Source organism: Pseudoxanthomonas sp. P4_B2 (genome assembly GCF_056402315.1).
In genome coordinates, this window is the sequence record NZ_JBFUHQ010000004.1 from 235,931 (window position 1) to 256,906 (window position 20,976).

General features: G+C 64.3%; 11 protein-coding genes. 4 read left to right on the forward strand and 7 right to left on the reverse strand.

All coding sequences use genetic code 11. The features are described from left to right. Nucleotides 1–39 precede the first annotated feature (39 nt). From fdhD to AC1DTQ_RS12250, 3 genes are all read right to left on the reverse strand, one after another. Nucleotides 40–867, reverse strand: a complete 828-nt coding sequence (gene fdhD, locus AC1DTQ_RS12240) for a formate dehydrogenase accessory sulfurtransferase FdhD (protein ID WP_477849921.1) — start codon at nucleotides 865–867, stop codon at nucleotides 40–42. Beyond that, nucleotides 860–3,175, reverse strand: coding sequence for an FdhF/YdeP family oxidoreductase (locus AC1DTQ_RS12245; RefSeq protein WP_477849922.1), 2,316 nt, complete (start codon nucleotides 3,173–3,175; stop codon nucleotides 860–862). The genes fdhD and AC1DTQ_RS12245 overlap by 8 nt, the downstream gene beginning before the upstream one ends. Nucleotides 3,176–3,308: 133 nt before the next feature. Continuing rightward, the gene (locus tag AC1DTQ_RS12250; protein WP_477849923.1) at nucleotides 3,309–5,375 is read right to left on the reverse strand and encodes a phytase; all 2,067 of its coding nucleotides are present in this window, start codon (nucleotides 5,373–5,375) and stop codon (nucleotides 3,309–3,311) included. A 306-nt stretch (nucleotides 5,376–5,681) separates the two neighbouring features. Between AC1DTQ_RS12250 and AC1DTQ_RS12255 the strand changes: the two genes are divergently transcribed. Next, on the forward strand, nucleotides 5,682–7,181 hold the full coding sequence (locus AC1DTQ_RS12255; protein ID WP_477849924.1) for a CoA-acylating methylmalonate-semialdehyde dehydrogenase: 1,500 nt from the start codon (nucleotides 5,682–5,684) through the stop codon (nucleotides 7,179–7,181). Nucleotides 7,182–7,193: 12 nt separating this feature from the next. On the opposite strand, the gene recQ is transcribed toward AC1DTQ_RS12255, so the two are convergent. Both recQ and AC1DTQ_RS12265 read right to left on the reverse strand, forming a co-directional pair. After that, nucleotides 7,194–9,026 (reverse strand): DNA helicase RecQ, encoded by a 1,833-nt coding sequence (gene recQ, locus AC1DTQ_RS12260; protein ID WP_477849925.1) that lies wholly within the window; start codon nucleotides 9,024–9,026, stop codon nucleotides 7,194–7,196. Between the two features lie 412 nt (nucleotides 9,027–9,438). Beyond that, complete coding sequence (locus AC1DTQ_RS12265; RefSeq protein ID WP_477849926.1) at nucleotides 9,439–10,023, reverse strand: Dps family protein; 585 nt, start codon at nucleotides 10,021–10,023, stop codon at nucleotides 9,439–9,441. A gap of 85 nt (nucleotides 10,024–10,108) precedes the next feature. On the opposite strand from AC1DTQ_RS12265, the gene hrpA reads away from it, so the two are divergent. Beyond that, on the forward strand, nucleotides 10,109–14,191 hold the full coding sequence (gene hrpA / locus AC1DTQ_RS12270; RefSeq protein WP_477849927.1) for an ATP-dependent RNA helicase HrpA: 4,083 nt from the start codon (nucleotides 10,109–10,111) through the stop codon (nucleotides 14,189–14,191). Nucleotides 14,192–14,311: 120 nt separating this feature from the next. Here the strand turns inward: hrpA and AC1DTQ_RS12275 are convergent, their stop codons facing one another. Then, the gene (locus AC1DTQ_RS12275; RefSeq protein ID WP_477849929.1) at nucleotides 14,312–14,833 is read right to left on the reverse strand and encodes a hypothetical protein; all 522 of its coding nucleotides are present in this window, start codon (nucleotides 14,831–14,833) and stop codon (nucleotides 14,312–14,314) included. A 65-nt stretch (nucleotides 14,834–14,898) separates the two neighbouring features. On the opposite strand from AC1DTQ_RS12275, the gene AC1DTQ_RS12280 reads away from it, so the two are divergent. After that, nucleotides 14,899–17,064 (forward strand): RelA/SpoT family protein, encoded by a 2,166-nt coding sequence (locus AC1DTQ_RS12280; protein ID WP_477850090.1) that lies wholly within the window; start codon nucleotides 14,899–14,901, stop codon nucleotides 17,062–17,064. A 17-nt stretch (nucleotides 17,065–17,081) separates the two neighbouring features. Continuing rightward, nucleotides 17,082–18,686 carry a hypothetical protein gene (locus AC1DTQ_RS12285; RefSeq protein ID WP_477849930.1) on the forward strand — a complete coding sequence of 535 codons (1,605 nt, stop codon included), beginning with the start codon at nucleotides 17,082–17,084 and terminating at the stop codon, nucleotides 18,684–18,686. A 95-nt stretch (nucleotides 18,687–18,781) separates the two neighbouring features. Here the strand turns inward: AC1DTQ_RS12285 and AC1DTQ_RS12290 are convergent, their stop codons facing one another. Further along, a complete protein-coding gene (locus AC1DTQ_RS12290) occupies nucleotides 18,782–20,917 on the reverse strand; it encodes a glycosyltransferase (protein ID WP_477849931.1) in 2,136 nt (711 codons plus the stop codon). Nucleotides 20,918–20,976 lie beyond the last annotated feature (59 nt).

The window sequence follows — 20,976 nt, forward strand, 5'->3', positions numbered from 1 at the left end:
CCCTTCGGATGGATTGCCGGTAAGAGATTCGGTCGCGACTCACGTCGCTCCTACGTTGGATGTCAGCAACCGGTGCGGGTGGCTGTAGATCACTTGGCGACCGGGTCGCACAAAGCCAACCAGGGTCAGGCCGCAGTCACGGGCCAAGTCGACGGCGAGTGCGGTAGGCGCGGAGATGGCGGCAAGCAGGCTGATACCGGCGACGGCGGCCTTGGTCACCATTTCGTAACTGGCGCGGCTGGTCACCAGCGCGAAACCCGGTCCTGGATTCATGTCGCTGCGAACCATCGCGCCGATCAGTTTATCCAGTGCGTTGTGACGCCCCACATCCTCGCGTACCAGCATCAGCGTCCCGTCGGGCGAGGCCCAGGCGGCGGCGTGCGTCGCACCAGTCGCGGCATTCAGCGGTTGCCGATCCTGCAGCGCAGCCAAGGCGATCTCGAGCGCCGCGACATCGATCGCCACGCCATCGCCGACGGGTGCGGGACGCTTCACCACTTCTTCCAGCTCCCGGTTGCCGCAGATGCCGCAGCCGCTGCGTCCCGGCAGCGATCTTTCGGGAGCCGCTCCACTGACTGCGGGATTGCGTGTGCGGATATCCAACAACAAACCTTCGAGCACGGTCCGCACCTCGATATCCACGATATCGCCCGGAATCGCCCGGCCTTCGGTCAGCGAGAAACCGTAGGCGAAATCTTGCAGGTCTCCAGGCGACACCATCATCACCGCGAACGGATCGCCGTCGTAGTGCACGGCGACCGGTACTTCTTCTGCCAGCAGATCCGTGTCCGTGCGTGCGATGCCGGCATGCAATCGCGTGACCGGCCGGCGTGCGTGGCCGCTGCCGGGTTCGGCAAGATCAGACACTGTCCGTCGTATCTCGAGAGGCGCGGATCAGCACTGGAATGGATTTGTACGCGGGCGTGCCCGACTTGGGATCGTGGCTGTCCAGCGGCACCAGACAATTGCCTTCCGGGTAGTACATCGCGGTCGAGCCGCGCGGGATGTCGTATTCCACCGCAATGAAGCCTCGCAAATTTCGGCTTGTCGCGCTCGCCCCGCCGGTTCCCATCCGCGATTCGATATCGATGCGATCGCCATGCTTCAGGCCGCGCGCCTGCAGATCGGCGGCGTTCATGAATACGACATCGCGTCGTCCTCTGATGCCGCGATAGCGGTCGTCGAAGCCGTAGATGCTGGTGTTGTATTGGTCGTGCGAACGGATCGTGGTCATGGTCAGCACGTCGGATCCATCGCCGCGTAGGTCCTCATGAAGACCGGGAGCGACCAGGAAGTTCGCTTTCCTGCCCGGACCGCCCCAGTCGCGAACCGAGGCGCCGATATATAAACGGAAGCCGCCGGGTTCGCGTACGCGGCGGTTGTAGTCCGTGAAAATTGGGAATACCGATTCGATGCCGTCGCGAATACGGTCGTAGTCGTCTACCAGCCACTGCCAGTCAACCTTGCTCGCGGGCAGGGTGGCTTTGGCAATGCCGGCGACGATCGCCGGTTCGGAAAGCAGATGTTCCGACGCCGGCTTCAATCCGCCTTGCGAGGCATGCACCATCGACATGGAATCTTCCACTGTCACCGATTGCACGCCGCTGGCCTGTACATCCAGTTCGGTCCGGCCCAAGCACGGCAACAGAAACGCCTGTTTGGCCGGAATCAGATGCGAGCGATTGAGCTTGGTGGCCACATGCACCACCAGATCGAGTTTGCGCATCGCCGGGAAGGTGGTTTCCGGGTCGGAGATCGCCACGGCCAGATTGCCGCCCAGGCACACCAGCGCCTTGGAGCGGCCGTCGCGGATCGCGCGCACCGCCTCCACCGCATCGTGGCCGTGGGTGAGGGGAAACTCGAACCCGTAGCTCCGCTTGATCGCATCCACCAGCATCTGGGTAGGCTTCTCGGTGATGCCGACGGTACGGTCGCCCTGCACATTGGAATGGCCGCGGATCGGCGCGATGCCGGCGCCCACGCGACCGATATTTCCACGCAACAGCATCAGGTTGGCCATCTGCTGCACGTTCTGCGTGCCGAAACGGTGCTGGGTCATGCCCATGCCGTAGCAGAGGATCACCCGCTCTGCCTTGGCGTAGACCTGCGCGGCGGCTTCGATATCGGCGCGCGACAGACCCGAGGTCTCCACGATGTCGTCCCAGCGCGTGGCTTCGATGTCTTCCTGCAAGGCTTGCAGGCCGTTGGTATGTTCGGCGATGAAGGCATGATCCAGCACTCCGCCGCCTCCCGCTGCCAGATCGGCCGCATCGGCTTCGAACAGCCATTTCATCATGCCCTTCAGCAGAGCGACATCGCCGCCGATCTTCACTTGGTAATAAGTCTGTGCGATAGGCGTGGAGCTGTTGGTAAGCATCTCGCCCGGATCCTGCGGCGAGGTGAAGCGTTCCAGGCCGCGTTCGCGCAGCGGATTCACCGCGATGATCGGCGCCCCGCGTTTCGAAATGGCGCGCAGGGTCGAAAGCATGCGCGGGTGATTGGTGCCGGGATTGTGGCCGAAGCTGAAAAGCGCGTCGCAATGATCGAAGTCTTCCAACGTCACCGTGCCTTTGCCGACGCCTATCGATTCCGGCAGGCCGACGCTGGTGGCCTCGTGACACATGTTGGAGCAGTCGGGAAAGTTGTTGGTGCCGAATTCGCGCACCATCAATTGATAGAGGAAGGCCGCTTCGTTGGAAGTGCGGCCCGAAGTGTAGAACTCGGCCATGTCCGCATGCGGCAGCGCGCGCAGCGCGGCGCCTATGCGGGCGAAGGCGTCTTCCCAATTGATCGGATGGTAGCGATCGCTGGCCGCGTCGTAGGCCATCGGCTGGGTCAGTCGGCCCGCGTCTTCCAGCGCGTGGTCGCTCCACTCCCACAAAGCCGAAACCGTGTGCGCAGCGAAGAGTTCAGGCGTGGCGCGCTTGCCCGTGGCTTCCCACGACACCGCCTTGGCGCCGTTCTCACAGAACTCGAAGGAAGAAGTGTGTTTCGGATCGGGCCAGGCGCAACCGGGACAATCGAAACCGGTCGGCTGGTTCACCCGCCGCAGCGCCGCGGCTTCGCGGCCAACCGCCATTTGGTTCTTCAGCACGCGGGCCACCGCACCCAGCGAGGCCCATCCACCCGCGGCGCCCTGGAAATTCTCTACGCCTGGAACCTTGCGTTCAGTCATGTGGATTCAATGCCGGTCAGCGCGCTACGACTTACCGGAGTTTGCCACGATTGAACGGCGTCCGCTGTTTATCCTGCGCGGTGCCGGGCTTGCGAGCGATGCGGCCTGTTCATCGATGCCGCCGCTTCCGCCATCACTCGCCGCGCATCTCCAGCTTCAAGGCGCGCGCTATCGATTCCCACGGCACGTACTTGTAGTTCTGGTTCTCCACCGGCATCACGTTGCGGCCATCCTGGGCGATCATGGCGCCGTGTTCGAAGCCCGGACCCAGATTGCGGCTGGTGATTTCCAAGCCATCGGTTTCCGAGATGCCGTCGATGCCGCGCAATGGATCGGCGACCACCGCGAACGACCCCAGGTATTCCTGTTTCCCCTCGCGGCGATACACCGCGTAGGTATCGTTGCCTTGACTGGAGACGACGATATAGCCGCGGCCGTTGCCCAGGTCGTAGATGCCCAGGCCCTCGAAGTCGTTCTTCACTGCGGGATTGTCGGCGATCTTCTGCACCGCAGTCTTGCCGTCGCCGCCGTCCGCACTGGCGGACATACGCCACAGCGCGACATCCTCTTCGTCCACGTACAGCGCGCCGGTTTCGTCGTCGGCCACGCAGCCCTCGGTCTGCGAATCGAAATTCATGTCGCGCACCAGATTCGCGCGCACGCGGCCGTTGGCGGTGCCCACCAATTCCCACTGGCGTTTGCGGGTGTCGTCGCCGTTGATGAAGACGTAAGTACGCTGATCTTTCGGGCTACGGTACATGCAAACGCCGTAGGGATCGTCCAGCCCGGTCGGTTGCACACCGTCGGCGACATCGACGAGCTCGCGCTTTTCGGTATCCAGCGTGTAGATGGCGATGGAGTCGTCGGTGCGATTGCTGGCGGTCACCAGCACGACCTTGTTTCCGCCCAGTTCGAAATCCTCGCGCAGATCGACATTATTCATCTTGCCGTCGGCAAGGAACTGCACGACCTTGCCCTGCATGTCGTAGAGGTAAAGGCCGGCTTTCTTGTCCGTGGCCACCACCAGACTCTTGGAAGGGTCGACGGGGTTCGCCCAGATCGCCGGGTCGTCGGCCGCATCGCCATAGCTGTTGGCAGGCACGGTTTCCACCAGCGCCGTCACCGCGACCGTCTTGGGCGTTGCGGGCTTGTCCCGCGCTGGCTTGCCGCCTATTTCCAGGTTGAGCGCCTTGGCCACCGCCTCCATCGCAACGACCTTGTAGTTGAAGCCGTCTTCATCGGTCACCAACAGCGCGCCCTTCGGAAAAGAAGGGTAAGCGTTGCCAGTGGCGAACAACGGGCCCGGCTCGGCGATGGCTTCGACATTGCCCGGCGCTGCGACCTTGAACGCGCCCAGGAATGCATCCTTCTTGGACCGGTCGTAGACATTGATCCGACCCGCGGCAATGTCGGAGGCAATCAGCCATTCCCGATCGCCGCCGTCGTAGAGTGCCATGCCACCACTTTCGTCTTCCAGATGGCCCAGCCTGGGCGCATCGACGATACGGGCCGAGACATCGGCCTCCGGATCGGCATTGAAACGCCACAGGCCGACCCCTTCTTCCGATACGTAGACATGTCCCCGGCTATCGGCAGCGCATTGCTTGAGCGTGGAGGGCAGGTTGATGCGGCGCATCTGCCGTGCGTCCAGTTTTCCCTCAGTCGTCGCAAAGAGGATCTGCTGGTCGACCTCGCCGCCATCGCCCACAATGAAGGCATACAACGCGTTGTCCAGCGAATTGCGGAACAGGCAGACGCCTTCCGCGGCGAATCCCAGCGGCAGCGGACGCGCACCGACTTCCTGCAGTCGTGGACCTTTCATCGAAAACAGGCGCAGGCTGTTGGTAGTGGTGTCGATCGCAGCCAGCACCGCCGCCTTCCGACTGCCCAGTGCAACGTCGTAGGCCACGTCCACCGCAGCCACTTCTCCCGAAGGCGCAGCGCTCACGCGTTTGCCGGTTAGGTCGTAGACCTCGAGCCCGCCGAGCGCCGCCGTGGCGACGATATGGCTGCGAGTGGGATTGGCGGCGTCGCGTACCAGCACCGCGGCATTGGCCTCCTTACTGGAGGTCGGTTGGGTCTGCAGCTTCGCCGCGACCAACGGGGCGGCTGCCGTGTCGGATTCGCGCGCATTGGCCACGCCGCCGCACAGGACCAGTGCGATGGCCGCTGCCAGGCCGGAAAAGAGCGAAGGTTTCATTGCTTCCCCATGGGCGATGATTTCCCGTTCATGATTGTAGTAAGCCTTTCGCACGCGGTACGCCGTTGTCCGCGCTGGGACTACGACCTCCGGCAAGATCGTGGGCCCAACCCTTAATGCTGGGGGACACCTGTTACCGCCGTGTGTCCAAGTGATGCGGCGGGCGCGTCGTCCCGCTACGATCCCTACTATCAGGAGTGCGGCGGCGGTATTCGGTCGCCACCGCATCTCCAGGAATGATCCTGCGCGCGTACTGGCGGCTTATGTGCAAGCGTGGATAACTCGAACATTTTCAGGAACATGCACATGCGCAACATCGAACATTTCATCGGCGGCCAGTCGGTCGTAGGAACCTCCGGCAACTACGGCGAGGTCTTCGATCCCAATCTCGGGCAGGTGCAGGCACGCGTGTCGCTGGCCTCGGCGTCCGAACTCGATCGTGCGGTCGCCAATGCCGCGGAAGCGCAGAAGGGATGGGCGCAGGCCAACCCGCAGCGTCGGGCACGGGTGATGTTCGAGTTCAAGCGCCTGCTGGAAGCGCATATGGACGAACTGGCGCAGCTGCTGTCTAGCGAACACGGCAAGGTGATCGCGGATTCGAAGGGCGACCTTCAACGCGGTTTGGAGGTCATCGAGTTCGCCTGCGGCATTCCGCATTTGCTGAAAGGCGAATACACGCAGGGGGCCGGTCCTGGCATCGATGTGTACTCCGCACGTCAGCCATTGGGCGTGGTCGCGGGCATCACTCCGTTCAATTTCCCGGCGATGATTCCGATGTGGATGTTCGGTCCGGCCATCGCCTGCGGCAATGCTTTCATCCTGAAGCCGTCCGAGCGCGATCCTTCGGTCTCGGTGCGCTTGGCGGAACTGATGATCGAAGCCGGCCTGCCGCCGGGCGTGCTCAACGTGGTGCATGGCGACAAGGACACGGTCGAAGCGATCCTGAAGCATCCGACGATCAAGGCCGTCAGTTTCGTCGGTTCGTCCGACATCGCCCAGTCGGTGTATTCGCTGGGCGCGCAGCATGGCAAGCGCATACAGGCGATGGGCGGAGCCAAGAATCACGGCATCGTGCTGGCGGATGCCGATCTGGATCAGACCGTCGCCGACCTGGTGGGCGCGGCCTACGGATCGGCCGGGGAGCGGTGCATGGCGCTGCCCGTAGTAGTACCGGTGGGCAAGGGAACCGCCGAAGCATTGCGCGAGAAGCTGGTCGCGGCAGTGAAGGGCCTGCGCATCGGCGTTTCCACCGATCCGCAGGCGCATTTTGGTCCGCTGATCAATGCCGCGCACCAGGCCAAGGTCGAGACGTATCTGCAGATCGGCGTCGATGAGGGCGCCGAGCTGGTGCTCGATGGCCGGGGCTTTTCATTGTCGGGCCACGAGCAAGGATTCTTCCTGGGACCCAGCCTGTTCGATCATGTCACCGCGGAGATGAAAACCTACCGAGAAGAGATTTTCGGGCCGGTACTGCAGATCGTACGTGCCGATACGTTCGAGGAAGCGCTGGAACTGCCATCGAAACACCAGTACGGCAACGGCGTGGCCATCTTCACCCGCAACGGCGATGCGGCGCGCGAGTTCGCCGATCGGGTGGAAGTGGGTATGGTCGGCATCAACGTGCCGATTCCGGTGCCGGTGGCGTATCACAGCTTCGGCGGCTGGAAACGTTCGGGCTTCGGCGATCTCAACCAGTACGGCATGGACGGGGTACGCTTCTACACGCGCACCAAGACCGTTACCCAGCGCTGGCCGAAAGGCGGACCGGTTTCCGACCAGAGCTTCGTCATTCCGACCATGCGTTGACGCGTTGCCGCCTCAACCCTGGGCGCGGATGGTTTCCAGCACCTGTGGGCCGTAACGCTCGAGCTTGGTCCCGCCGATACCGCCGACCTGCGCGAGTTCGCCCAGACTGCCGGGGCGTTGTTCGGCGATGTTGCGCAGGGTGCTGTCGTGGAAGATCACGTAGGCCGGCACGTTCTGTTCGCGCGCCAGCTGCGCGCGCAGGTCGCGCAAGGCGCCGAACAAGGACAGATCCTGCGGCTGCACCGCCACGCCAGTGCGCGGGCCGCGGTCGCGCTCGCGTTGTTTCTTTCCCGGCAGCTCCTTGCGCAGGACCACGGCTTGTTTGCCGGTGAGGACCGCACGGCTCGAATCGGTCAGGCGCAGACCGCCGAAGGCTTCGGCGTCGACTTCCAGCAGCCCCGCGGCGACCAATTGACGGAACACGCCCCGCCACGACTTCGCATCTAGGTCCTTGCCGATGCCGTAGGTGCTGAGCTTGTCGTGGCCGAACTGTTGAATGCGTTCGCCTTCGCCGCCACGCAGTACCTCGATCAAATGCACCACACCGAAACGCTGGCCGGTGCGATAGACGCAACTCAAGGCTTTCTGTGCGGCCAGCGTCGCATCCCAGCTGGCGGCGGGGTGCAGGCAGTTGTCGCAGTTGCCGCAGGGTTGGCCGGTCGCGCCCTCGGGCGCGCCGACTGGCATGTAAGTCTCGCCGAATCCCGCTAGTAGCACCTGGCGCCGGCATTGCATAGATTCGCAATAGCCCAGCAACTGGTCGAGCTTGCGGCGCTCCAATTGCTTGCGCTCTTCGCCAGCCTCGGACTGCTCGATCATCTGCTTGAGCAGCACCATGTCGCCCAGGCCGTAGCAAAGCCAGGCTTCGGCGGGTTCGCCATCGCGGCCGGCGCGTCCGGTTTCCTGGTAATAGCCTTCCAGCGATTTCGGCAGGTCCATGTGGGCGACGAAACGCACATCCGGTTTGTCGATGCCCATGCCGAAGGCGATGGTGGCTACCATCACTACGCCATCCTCGCGCAGGAATCGACGTTGATTGGCGGCGCGCACCTCCGCATCGAGGCCCGCATGATAGGGCAGGGCCTTGAAGCCCAGTTCGGCCAGTGCCTCTGCGGTCTGGTCGACCTTGCGCCGGGACAGGCAATAGACGATGCCGGCCTCGCCGCGGTGCGCGTCCAGGAACTCCAACAGCTGACGCTTGCCGTTCTCTTTCTGCGCGACGTTGTAGCGGATGTTGGGACGATCGAAAGAGCTGACGAACCACTGCGCCTCGTCCAGTTGCAGGCGTTCGGCGATCTCGCGCTGGGTAGGCGGGTCGGCGGTGGCGGTCAGCGCGATGCGCGGCACTTGCGGCCAGCGCTCGTGCAATACGGTGAGTTCGCGGTATTCGCGGCGGAAATCGTGGCCCCATTGCGAGACGCAATGCGCTTCGTCGATGGCGAACAGGGCGATGGGCGAGCGGTCCAACAGCGACAGGAAGCGCGGTGTCAGCAGGCGCTCCGGGGCCACGTACAGCAGGTCCAGTTCCCCTGCTAACAGCGCCCGTTCGACTCGCGCCGCAGATTCGCCATCCAGCGTGGAATTGAGGAATTCGGCGCGCACGCCTAGCTGGCGCAGCGCTTCCACCTGGTCCTGCATCAACGCGATCAGCGGCGAGATCACCACGCCTACCCCCGGCCGCAGCAACGCCGGTACCTGATAGCACAGCGACTTGCCGCCACCGGTGGGCATCAATACCAGCGCGTCTCCGCCTGCGGCGATGTGTTCGATGATCGCCTGCTGCGGGCCGCGAAAATCAGCGTGGCCGAAGATGCGGTGCAACAGTTCTTGGGGAGATTCCTGCATGGGACTAGGTTAACAGCGGGGTCAAGCCCCGCATTCTGGGTATGCCGGCTGCGGGGTTAGGGTCTGGCCGCTGATTCGGGTAAGGGTTTTCTGTACTTGGGCAATATTTTGAAGTAGAGCGGTCGCATTTGCAGAGAACGCAGTGCTTGATTTCTCCTCTCCCCTTGTGGCGCCCGAAGGGTGTGCAAGGCTGAGAGGATGCCCGAAGAGCCTGCCCCGTACTTGATACGGGGGCAGGAGAGGGGTACGCGAGCGCAGCGATGCGTGCTTTTACGTTGCCGACACTGGATGCAGTGTGGCGGCCAACTTCAGCCGGCTCCGGCGCACCCTCTCCCGGCCTTCGGCCACCCTCTCAGCCCTGCACACCCTTCGGGCGCCATCAAGGGAGAGGGCGAGCCATTGAGCTATGCCGTCACTGCAGCAGCGAGCGCAGCATCCAGGCATATTTCTCGTGGGTCTGCAGGCGCTGGGTCAGCAGGTCCACCGAGGGATCGTCGCCGGCGTTGTCGGCGGTCTTGAGCGCCTTGCGCGCGGTACGGCAGACTGCTTCGTTGCCGACCACCAGCTGGCGCACCATTTCGTGCCAGTCGGCGCTATCGGTCAGGCCGGGCTCTTCGGCGATCGACGATAGGGCCACGAATTCGCGGTAGGAACCGGGTGCGTTGAAGCCCAGCGCGCGGATGCGTTCTGCGATCTCGTCCAGCGCGGTCCACTGTTCGGTGTACTGGGTCATGAACATGTTGTGCAGCGAATTGAACATCGGGCCGGTGACGTTCCAGTGGAAGTTGTGGGTCTTCAGGTACAGCGTGTAGCTATCGGCGAGGAAACCCGACAGGCCGTCCGCGATCTTCTTGCGATCCCCGGCGCCGATCCCGATATCGATGTTGGGTGCGGTAGGCGCGGCGGCGGCCAGCTTGGCGGCGGCGGGCGAAGTCGCCGGGGCGCTGCGCTTGTCCGGCTTGCTGTTCTTGGGCTTGCTGCTCTTGGTCTTGGCCATGCGGGGGCGCTCCTTAAGGTGGGATAGGCGACAATAAACAAGGTAACGCATGTTGTGTAATCAAAAAATTCACTGCCACTGATCGATGGGTGCTTCCGAAACCGAAAACAAGGACCTGCCCGCAGCGCGCCGTGCCATCGACGGAGCGCTGACGCGCGACCGTGGGCGTCTGCATGGCCTGTGGTCGCGCTGGCAGGCCAAACCCGCCGATCCCGCTGCTCGCGCCACCTTCGAGCAGGCGTTGGCGGTTTCCAGCGCGAAGATCGCCGCGCGCGCCGCTTCCGCACCTGCGGTCACGCTGGATGAAGCGCTGCCCATCGCGCGCGAGGCGGAAAAGATCGTCGCGCTGATCCGCGCCCATCCGGTGGTGGTGATCGCCGGCGAAACCGGATCCGGCAAAACCACCCAGTTGCCCAAGCTGTGCCTGGCCGCCGGGCGCGGCGTGGCCGGCATGATCGGCTGCACTCAGCCGCGCCGGATCGCGGCGCGCGCGGTGGCGCGGCGCGTGGCCGAGGAACTGGGCACCCATATAGGGAGCGGGCCGGTCGGCGGCGCAGTGGGCTTCCAGGTCCGCTTCAACGACCAGGTCGGCGACGACACCCGCATCAAGTTCATGACCGACGGCATCTTGTTGGCGGAAATAGCGTCCGACCGCTGGCTGTCGGCCTACGACACCATCATCGTCGACGAAGCCCACGAGCGCAGCCTCAATATCGATTTCCTGCTCGGTTATCTGAAGCAGCTGCTGCGCAAGCGCCGCGACCTCAAAGTCATCGTCACCTCGGCGACCATCGACACGGAACGGTTCTCGCGCCATTTCGGCGATGCGCCGGTGATCGACGTGGAAGGACGCACCTTTCCGGTCGAAGTCCGCTACCGGCCGCTCGAAGGCGAAGGCGGCGACTCCGACGAAGGTCGGCAAGGCGACCGTACCGTCAACAACGCCATCGTCGCCGCCATCGACGAGATCACCCGCCAGGATCCGCGTGGCGACGTGCTGATGTTCCTGCCGGGCGAACGCGAGATCCGCGACGCACATCAGGCGCTGGAACGGCGCAAATACCGCGAAACCGAGGTCACGCCGCTGTATGCGCGCTTGTCGGCGCGCGACCAGGACAAGGTCTTCAATCCCGGTCCGAAGCGCCGCCTGGTGCTTGCGACCAACGTGGCCGAAACTTCGCTGACCGTACCGCGCATCAAGTACGTAGTCGATCCCGGTTACGCGCGCATCAAGCGCTACAGCCCGCGACAGAAGCTGGACCGCCTGCATATAGAACCGGTGTCGCAAGCCAGCGCCAACCAGCGCAAGGGACGTTGCGGACGCATTTCCGATGGCATCTGCTACCGGTTGTATGCCGAGGCCGATTTCGAGTCGCGTTCGGAGTTCACCGATCCGGAGATCCGCCGTTCCAGTTTGTCCGGGGTGATCCTGCGCATGCTGTCGCTAGGTCTGGGCCGCATCGAGGATTTCCCGTTTCTCGAACCGCCGGACGAACGCGCGATCGCCGATGGTTGGCAGCAGCTCGGCGAACTCGGCGCTGTAGACAAAGATCGGAAACTGACGGCGATCGGCAAGCAGATGTCGCGTCTGCCGGTCGACGTGAAGCTGGCGCGCATGCTGGTGGCCGCGCACGGCAATGCGTCGCTGCGCGAGATGACGGTGATCGCATCGTTCCTGGGCATCCAAGATCCCCGCGAGCGGCCGCCGGAAGCGCGCGAGGCCGCCGACAACGCGCACGCGAAATTCGCCGATCCAAAATCCGAATTCATCGGCATCCTCAAGCTGTGGCAAGCGTATCGCGATGCGCACGAGGAGCTGACCCAATCGAAACTGCGCGACTGGTGCGAACGACACTTCGTCGGCTTCCTGCGCATGCGCGAATGGCGCGAACTGCATCGGCAGCTGCTGTTGCTGTGCGCCGAGCTGGGTTGGGAGTTCAACGAACTTGCCGCCACGACGAATCCGAGCGAACGCTTTCCCCCTTTGAATAAGGCGGGCAGGGGGGATTTGCTCTTGGCGCGAAAAGCAAATCCCCCTCAATCCCCCTTTTTCAAAGAGGGAAGACAAGCGGTCGCCCCCTCTGGAAATGGGGGCGCGCAGCCGGGCGATGGAAATTCCCTGGCCGAGGACATGGGCCCTGCCGCCTACGTGTCGCTGCATCGCGCCCTGCTCGCCGGCCTGCCCACGCAGGTGGGCCACAAGACCGAGAAAGGCGACTTCCTCGCTCCGCGCCAGCGCCGCTACCACCTGTTCCCTGGCTCTGCACTGGCCAAGAAGCCGCCAGCCTGGGTGCTCAGCGCCACTTTGCTGGATACGGCGCGCGTGTGGGGCATGACCAATGCCGCGATAGAACCGGACTGGGTGATCGCCGAACTCCCACACCTGCTGGCGCGCAAGCACTTCGATCCGCACTGGTCGCGCGCGCAGGGCCATGTGCTGGCCTCGGAGCAGATCAGTCTGTTCGGCCTGGTGCTGGCGCCGAAGAAGCCGGTGCACTACGGCCGAATCGCACCGCTGGAGGCCCACGATATCTTCGTGCGCCAAGGGCTAGTCACGGGCGAAATCAATACGCGCGCCGGTTTCGTCGCCGACAACCTGAAGATGCTCGAGCACGCGCGTGAAGAAGAAGCCAAGCTGCGTCGCGCCGGTATCGTCGCCGACGAAGACTGGCAGGCGCGCTGGTACCTGGATCGCATTCCTTCCGACCTGCATTCGGCCGCCGGACTCGATGCCTGGTACAAGAAGCTGACGCCGGAAGCGCGTCGCGCGCTGCATTGGTCGCTGACCGACCTGTTGCCGGGCGAAGGCAGCGAAGAGGATCGGTTCCCGAAATATTTCCCGCTCGGCGATGCGCGGCTTGCGCTGCATTACAAATTCGAACCCGGCGCGACCGACGACGGCGTAACCCTGGAAGTGCCTGTCCGCCTGCTCAACGCGCTGGATGCGGCGCGGTTGTCGTGGCTGGCGCCGGGCTTCGTCGCCGACAAGGCCGCCGGCCTGATCCGCAGCCTGCCCAAGGCGATGCGACGCAACTACGTGCCAGCGCCGGATTTCGGCCGCGCCTTCGCCGAGGCGTTCCCGAAACCGGGCGCCGACGATATCCGTGGCGAACTGGCGCGCTTTCTTACCCGCGCCACCGGCGCCCTCGTGACCGCTTTGGATTTCGATGATGCCGCGCTGGAGCTTCATTTGCACATGAATCTGCGTCTGCGTGCCGACGACGGCAAAGTGCTGGCCGATTCGCGCGACCTGGAGGTTTTGCGCGCGCGCTTCGGTGAACGCGCCGGGCAGGCCTTCGCCGCGCGTGCCGGCCGCGAGATGGCCGCGCAGGGTTTGCGGGAATTCCCTTCCACCCCGATCCCGCTGCAGGTGCCCGGCGAAGCGGGCGTGCCCGCTTATCCGGCCTTGGTGGACGAAGGCGAGAGCGTGGCCTTACGTGTCTTCGCCGATCGCGCCGAAGCCGCAGCCGCGCATCCGCGTGGCGTGCGCCGTCTGCTGGAGATCGCATTGGCGGAAAAGGGCAAGCAGGCGCGCAAACAACTACCCGTTTCTCCCAAGACCGGCCTGCTGTACGCGGCGATCGAATCGCAGGAACGCCTGCGCGGCGATCTGGTGGAAGCCGCGCTCAACGCATTGCTTGCCGAAGGATTGGACGGCATCCGCGACCTCGACGCTTTCGAGAAGCGCCTCGAGGAAACGGGTCGGCGGCTGTTTCCCGAAGCAATGGAGCGCCTGAAGCTCGCCGAATCCATCCTAGGCGCCGTGGCCGAACTCAAGCCGCAGTTGGAATCGACGCTGATGGGCTGGGCCAGCGGCAACCTGGACGACCTGCGCAGGCAGCTCGCTTCGCTGGTCCATGCGGGCTTCCTGCGCGACACGCCTGCCGACGCATTGGCGCAGTTCCCTCGTTATCTCAAGGCGATGCGGCTGCGCGCCGAGCGTGCCCTGCGCGATCCCACTCGTGATCAGGCGCGCATGCTGGAACTGCGGCCCTTCATCGATGCGCTGGAGCAGGCGGCCGCTCGTGGGCAAGAACGCAGCGATTCGTGGCAGGCGCTGCGCTGGGACCTGGAAGAACTGCGGGTGTCGGTCTTCGCCCAGGAACTGGGCGCGCGCGCGGGCATATCGCCGAAGAAACTGGCCCAGCGGCTGGCGGCACTGGGCTGAATGCGCGCTGCGCCGCCGGCAGATGGCGGCGGCTAAAGAACCGCCAAAAAAACGCCATCCTGACCAGTGCCGGGAGGATGTCCTGTCGCCAGGTCGGTCAGAAATGACCGACCCATGCGCCTATTTAATGCGGCGAACCTTGGCCATAGTGTTGTAGCCGTCGATCTTCATGAACCAATTGTTGAGGATGCCCGGCTTGATCCTGACCTTGGGATTGGTCTTGCGCACGCCAGCCAGAGAAGCGGGTTCGATTTGTTCCCAGACCTGGCCATTCTCGAGCGTGTATTTGCGGCCGTTGGCGAAGCCGTTGAAATCGCCGACGATCGAGCTCTCGATCGCCTCGGCGGAACCGAAATCGAAGAAACCGCGATTCTTTTCCGCCACTTCCTTGCGACCCTCTTCCTTCGCCGTCTCCGCCACCTTCGCGGTCTCCTGCACCACCTTGCGTTGCAACCAGGCATTCAATGCGGCCAGTTCCTGTGCGCTCAGCTTGTCCAGGCCGGCTGCCTTGAATTCGTCGGCGCTCATCTGCTGCTCGACATTGGCGGTCTGCAGTGGCGTCTGCTGGCCCCAGGCCGCGGTCGCCAGGGCAAGCAAGATCAGGGTAAAGGGGATACGAAACGATTTCATGGCGGCTTTCATGGGTGTTCTCCTCCGGGCACAAGGCCGCTAGTGTAGTCATATCTTTCGCCAAGCCGATTCCTGTCATTGTGACCTCCGCGCCGCTGCAAACCTGGCTGCAGTCCCGTTCAGCCGATGGCTTGACGCCCGAAATGCGGGCCGCCATCGCGGATGCCGCGAAGCTATCCGATCTCGAATCGGGCATGCCCGATGCCTGGCCCGTGCTGGTCGATACGCTCGAGGCATTGGCGGGTTTGTCGGCCGAAAGCGATGTGCTGGTCGCGGCCTTGCTGTTCGGCATCCCCGGCTTGCAGGCCGGTCTGAAATCCCAACTGGCGAAACAGCCCGGCATTGCCGGTCTGGTGGACGGACAGAACGCAGCGGCGCAGGTCTGGGCGCTGCATGCCGAGCGCGTAATCGCAGGCAACAGCGAAGGCCTGCGCCGGCTGCTGCTTTCCATCGTCCACGATCTACGCGTGGTGCCGATCCTGCTGGCCCGGCAGTTGGCGCGGATGCGGACCGCCGGAAAACTGCCCGCTGCCGACAGGCGCGTGTTGGCGCAGCTGACCCGCGATATCCACGCGCCCTTGGCCAACCGTCTGGGCATCTGGCAGCTGAAGTGGGAGCTGGAAGACCTGGCTTTCCGCCATCTGGAGCCGGAAACCTATCGCCAACTTGCCCAGCAGCTGGACGAAAAACGTGCAGGGCGCGAGCGCTATATCGAGGGGGTGAAGACCGCCTTGCGCACGGCGCTGGCCGAGCAGGGAATCACCGCCGAAATCAGCGGGCGCCCCAAGCACATCTACAGCATCTGGCGGAAGATGCAGAAGAAGCAGGTGTCGATGGAGGAACTCTACGACCTACGCGCGGTGAGGGTCGCGGTGGACGATGTCGCCGCCTGTTATGCCGCGCTGGGCGTGGTCCATGCGCTGTGGTTGCCGGTACCCAGCGAGTTCGACGATTACATCGCCCGGCCCAAACCCAACGATTACCGATCGCTGCACACGGCGGTGATCGGGCCGGAGGGGCGCACGCTGGAAGTGCAGATCCGCACTCACGAAATGCATGCGCAGGCAGAACTCGGCGTGGCCGCGCATTGGCGTTACAAAGAAGGTAGGGGTGGGGAAGGCAAAGGCGGCGACAAGGCTTTCGACCGCAAGATCGCCTGGATGCGGCAATTGCTGGAACAGAGCGGCGAAGGCGGACGCGACGAGGCCGAAGGCCTTGCCGGCGAACTCGACGCCCAGCTCGCCGAAGAACGCATCTATACGCTGACGCCCAAGGGCGAGGTCATCGACCTGCCGCTCGGCGGCACCGTACTCGACTTCGCGTATCACGTGCACACCATGGTCGGGCACCGCACGCGCGGCGCCAAAGTCAACGGCCGCATCGTGCCGCTCAACCACCGGCTGCGCAGCGGCGACCGTGTGGAGATCATGACCGCCAAGACCGGCGAACCGCGCCGCGACTGGTTGCTGGCGACCAACGGATTCCTGGCCAGCGGCCGCGCGCGCGACAAGGTTCGTGCTTGGTTCCACAAGCTCGATCGCGCGCGCAACGTCCAGGCCGGCCGTGAGGTGCTGGAAAAGGAGCTCAAGCGCCTGGGGCTGCACCACGCCGACCTGACCTCCATGGCGAAGAAATTCCACGCCGAGGGCATCGACGATCTGTACATACAGGTTGCCCTGGGCGATGTCGGCCCCAGCCAGATCGGCCGCGCGCTGCACGAGGAGCAACGTGCGGCAAGCGAACCGGCACCTGCGGCTTCGGTCCGACGTCTGCCCAAACGCGCGCCGACCCCTTCTAAATCCAAATTCACCGTGCAGGGCGTGGGTAATCTGCTGGTCCAACTGGCGCGTTGTTGCCAGCCGGTGCCGGGCGAACCCATCGCCGGCTATCTGACCCGTGGACGCGGCGTCACCGTACACCGCGCCAACTGTCCCTCCTTGCTGCGCCTGGCGGCCGCCAGTCCGCAACGGGTATTGCCGGTGGAATGGGGCGTGGCCGGCGGCGGCTACGAGGTCGATGTGCAGATCCGCGCACTGGACCGCAAGGGTTTGCTCAAGGACATCACCACGCTGATCGCGCAGGAAGACGCCAACGTCACCGATATCCAGAGCGACAACGTGCGCGGCAGCGGCCAAGTGGCGCTGCGCCTGCGCCTGAAGGTCGCCGACTACGGCCAGCTTTCGATGTTGCTGGGCAAGCTGGATGCACTGCCGGGCGTCGAGGACGCACGACGTTCAGGCTGAACGATTATCCTGTCGGGGTGATTCGCTACCCTCGCCACGATCCGCACGACGAGCCCGGTCAGGAACCTCCCCGGGCACCCGGTCCGGCCCCCGGGGGCCGGGTAGAACCCACCGTCGATTGGTCGGATGTGGAGTTCGGCCGCCCTTCTCAAGGGTCTCCGCAGTCGCGCGACCGTCGTCGCTGGTGGTGGGCTGCCGCAGCCCTGCTGGGCTTGGTAATCGCCGTCGTAATTTTCCGCAGCCCGTTGGCCGATATGGTTTGGCCGGACCTCCGTGTCCAGCGACAGTTGGACGCAGCGGAACGTGCCCTCCAGCAGGGCCATCTGAGTGCGGCTGACGGCACTGGCGCAAGGCAGCATTTCGAAGCCGCCCAGGCACTGGATTCAGACCGCAGCGAACCGCGCGAAGGTCTGGTGCGTGTGGGGCTGGCCGCCATCGCCGAGGCGGGCGAACACGTGCGGGCCAACCGTTTCGAGCAGGCCCGCCGATCGCTTGCCCTCGCGCGCGAACTGCAGGTTCCGCGTGCGGCGGTGGAAGTGGTGGCGCTGCAGTTGCGCGAACGCGAATCCATCCATGGCGGCCTGGACGACTTGATGCGCCGCGCCGCCGAGGCGCAAGCCGCCGGCCAGATGGAAACCGCATTGCCGCTTTACCAGCGCGTTTTGGATCTGCAACCCAACCATACCGTCGCGCTGGAAGGACGCGAGGACGTTTTGTCGGAACTGCTTCAACAGGCGCGCAAGGCGATCGCACAAGGAGATCTGGCCCGGGGTTCGGCCCTGATCTCGCAAGTACGACAGAACGATCCCGGACATATCGAACTGCCCGCCGCACAGGCGGCGCTGGCTGGCGTGGGGGAAACGCAACGGCGCAGCGCGGAACGCGATCTGCAAAGGAAAAGGCTGGAGCCCGCGTTGTCCAGCTACCAGCAGGCGCTCAGCATCAACGCCGAAGACGCCGCGGCCCAGCAAGGTGTGGAACGAGTCTCCACCGCATACGCGCAGCAAGCCGCGCGCGAAGCTGCGGACTTCGATTTCGCCGGCGCGACCGCCTCGTTGCGGAAGGCGCGCGAATTGTCGCCGCAGTCCCCCTCCGTCAAGGAAGCCGAACAGGCAGTGGCGCGTGCCCGCCAGTCGCAATCGCGGCTTGCCTCTGCGGTTCAGCCGCGCCAGCGCACCCAGAGCGTTCAGGCACTACTCGCCGCAATGGATCAGGCCGCCGCTCGCGGCGACTGGCTTACGCCGCCAGGGGAAAGCGCGTACGACAAACTGCGTGCGGCGCAAGCTCTGGCACCAGGCGACGCTGCCGTCAAACGAGCGACGGCGCGAATCCTCCCGGCTACACGTGCATGCTTCGAAGAAGAGTTGCGTAGCAACCGGGTCCGCCGTGCGCGCGCCTGTTACGACGCCTGGCAAGCCCTCGAAGCACGCGGTGCGGGTCTGGTCGATGCCCGCCGGCGCCTGTCGCTGAAGTGGATCGCGGTTGGCGACGAACGTCTGGGCTCGGGCGATGTCGCATTCGCGGCGCAGGCACTGAAGGAAGCGCGCGAGCTGGACGGCAATGCGCCAGGGCTCGCCGAATTCAGTGCGCGGGTGCGCAGCGCGCAAGCGGGCGGCAACTAGGGTCCGTCGTCGATTCCGAGTCGGTCGAGGCTACGACAACGACGCACGGGACCTGAAGTCATTCGCTAGGGAACTTCTGAAAGAGTCTGGATCGCTCAAGAGTTCCGAGATTCTCCGGGCTCTCTGGAAAAATAGTTTCCCTCGAAGAAAATCTTCCGCACCACTCCGCGCGCGGCATCCATCGAGAAATGGCGCGCAACGTTCTCCAGTCCATTACGCGACAGCCGGTTCCATAGGTCTTCGTCGCCGTACAGACGCACTATCGCGTCGGCGAACGCCTGTGCCTCGTCCGCCACCAGTACGTCGGTTCCCTCTTGCAGATGCATCCCCTCAACCGCGCAGCGGGTGGCGACGACGGGTTGCCCGTGCGCCATGCTCAGGTTGATCTTGCCTTTGACCCCCGCGCCGAAACGCAGCGGAGCGACGGCGATGCGCATGCCGTCCATGGCGGAATCCAGGTTCGGCACGTGGCCGTGGACGGTGACTCCTTCCTGCTTTCCGAGCGCGGCGATCGAGTCCGGAACATCGCCGCCGATGCAGTGGAAAACCACATCCGGCAAATGCCGCCGTACGCGGGGGAACACCTCCTGCACGAACCAGCGCACCGCATCCACATTCGGCGTGTGGCGGAAACCGCCGACGAACACCAAGTCCTGGCGTTGCGAAAACGGCAGCCCGGGTCCTGCCACTTCGTGCAGTGTCGAGAGCACATCCACCTTGGAGCCATGCCCCTCTTCGGTAAGCACATCGCGCTCGGTTTCGCTCACCACCAGAGTGAGGTCGGCGCCGGAAATCACCGCAAGCTCGCGCTGACGCGTCCGCAACGCGGATTTTGCCAGTGCATCGTTGCCTGCTAGTTGGGCGGCGCGCGATTCGCGCAAGTAATGCAGATCGATGGTATCCAGCACGAAGCTGGCTTGCGGCGAGTACTTCCTGGCCAGAGGCATGATCTTGCCGGCCAGGTAATAACGGCAAGCGAGGATCACCGAGAAACGCTCGCCGTGCTCGGCCAGCCACGCGGGCAGACTGGTGAGGAACGGTCGGTACCAGACTTCTATTCCCATCACATGCAGATCGGCGAGCACCTGCTGGTCCGGCGCATGCTCGGTGGCGACGAAAACTACGTGCGCGTTTTCCTGACGCAGCATTCTCATCAGGTTGACTAGGCGCAGCGAGGCCGCATCGCGATCAGGCTGGGGAATGGCTTCATCGACGATCAGGATCTGCCGCTGATGCGCGTGGAGCGTCGCCGGCGTCGGCGATAGGCCGGGCGCGGGGAAAGTGGAGAGCGCATCGCGCCATTTCCGTTCGAACAACTCCCGATTCCGCACCTGGTAGGCCTTGGCGCCTTGGTTGAGATCGGTGCCAGAGGTGATTCCTTCCAGATGCACCACGCGCGCCGCGGGCTGATAAAGCACGCGCTTTCCTGCCGCGCGTACCGAAAACGCAAGGTCGGTGTCTTCGTAGTAGGCGGGTGCATAGCGTGTATCGAAACCTCCCAACGACTCGAACAACGCGCGGGGAACGGCGATCGCCGCGCCGGAACAGTAATCGGCGTCGCGCAGACTGGCGTAGCGCGGATCCTCGGGCGAATCGAAGCGTCCGTAATTCCAGGCCGAACCATCTGAGAACACTACGCCACCGGCTTCCTGCAGGCGTCCGTCCGGATACAGCAGCTGGGCGCCGACCAGACCCGCATCGGGTTGGGCGAAGGTGTCCAACAGAGTATCCAACCAGCCGGGTTGCGGCACGGTGTCGTTGTTGAGGAACACCAGGAACTCGCCACGCGCCTGCGCGGCTCCGTCGTTGCAGGCGGCGATGAAACCGCCGTTTTGCGCGCGGCGGTGGAAATGCAGACCCTGCACCTGGCTCATCCAAGCCTGGGTCTGGTCGTTGGAACCATCGTCGATGACCAGGATCTCGCAGGCGGCCAGCGGCGGATATGCGGCTAGCGCGCGCAGGCAGGCAAGGGTGTGGGCGACCTGGTTGTAGACCGGCACGATGATGCTGGCGCGTGGCCTGCCGCTGTCGGGAACGGCGAACGGAGCGAACGGCGTTTCGGCGGGGAAATAGAGTCTGGCGCGTTGGGAGGGCGGCACGCGGCGCAATTGGCGCTGCACCCGCTGCCAGGTGGCCTGCCAGCCGCGCGCGCGCAGGCTGGTCATGCCACGACGGATCAGCCCCAGCGCGCGTTGCCATTGGAAGCGCACCTCGGCCAGGGAAATCGACATTGCGGCGCAACTCCAGCTGAGCGGAAGGACTCTCCGGCAGTCGCAGCGTGGCGGGCTGC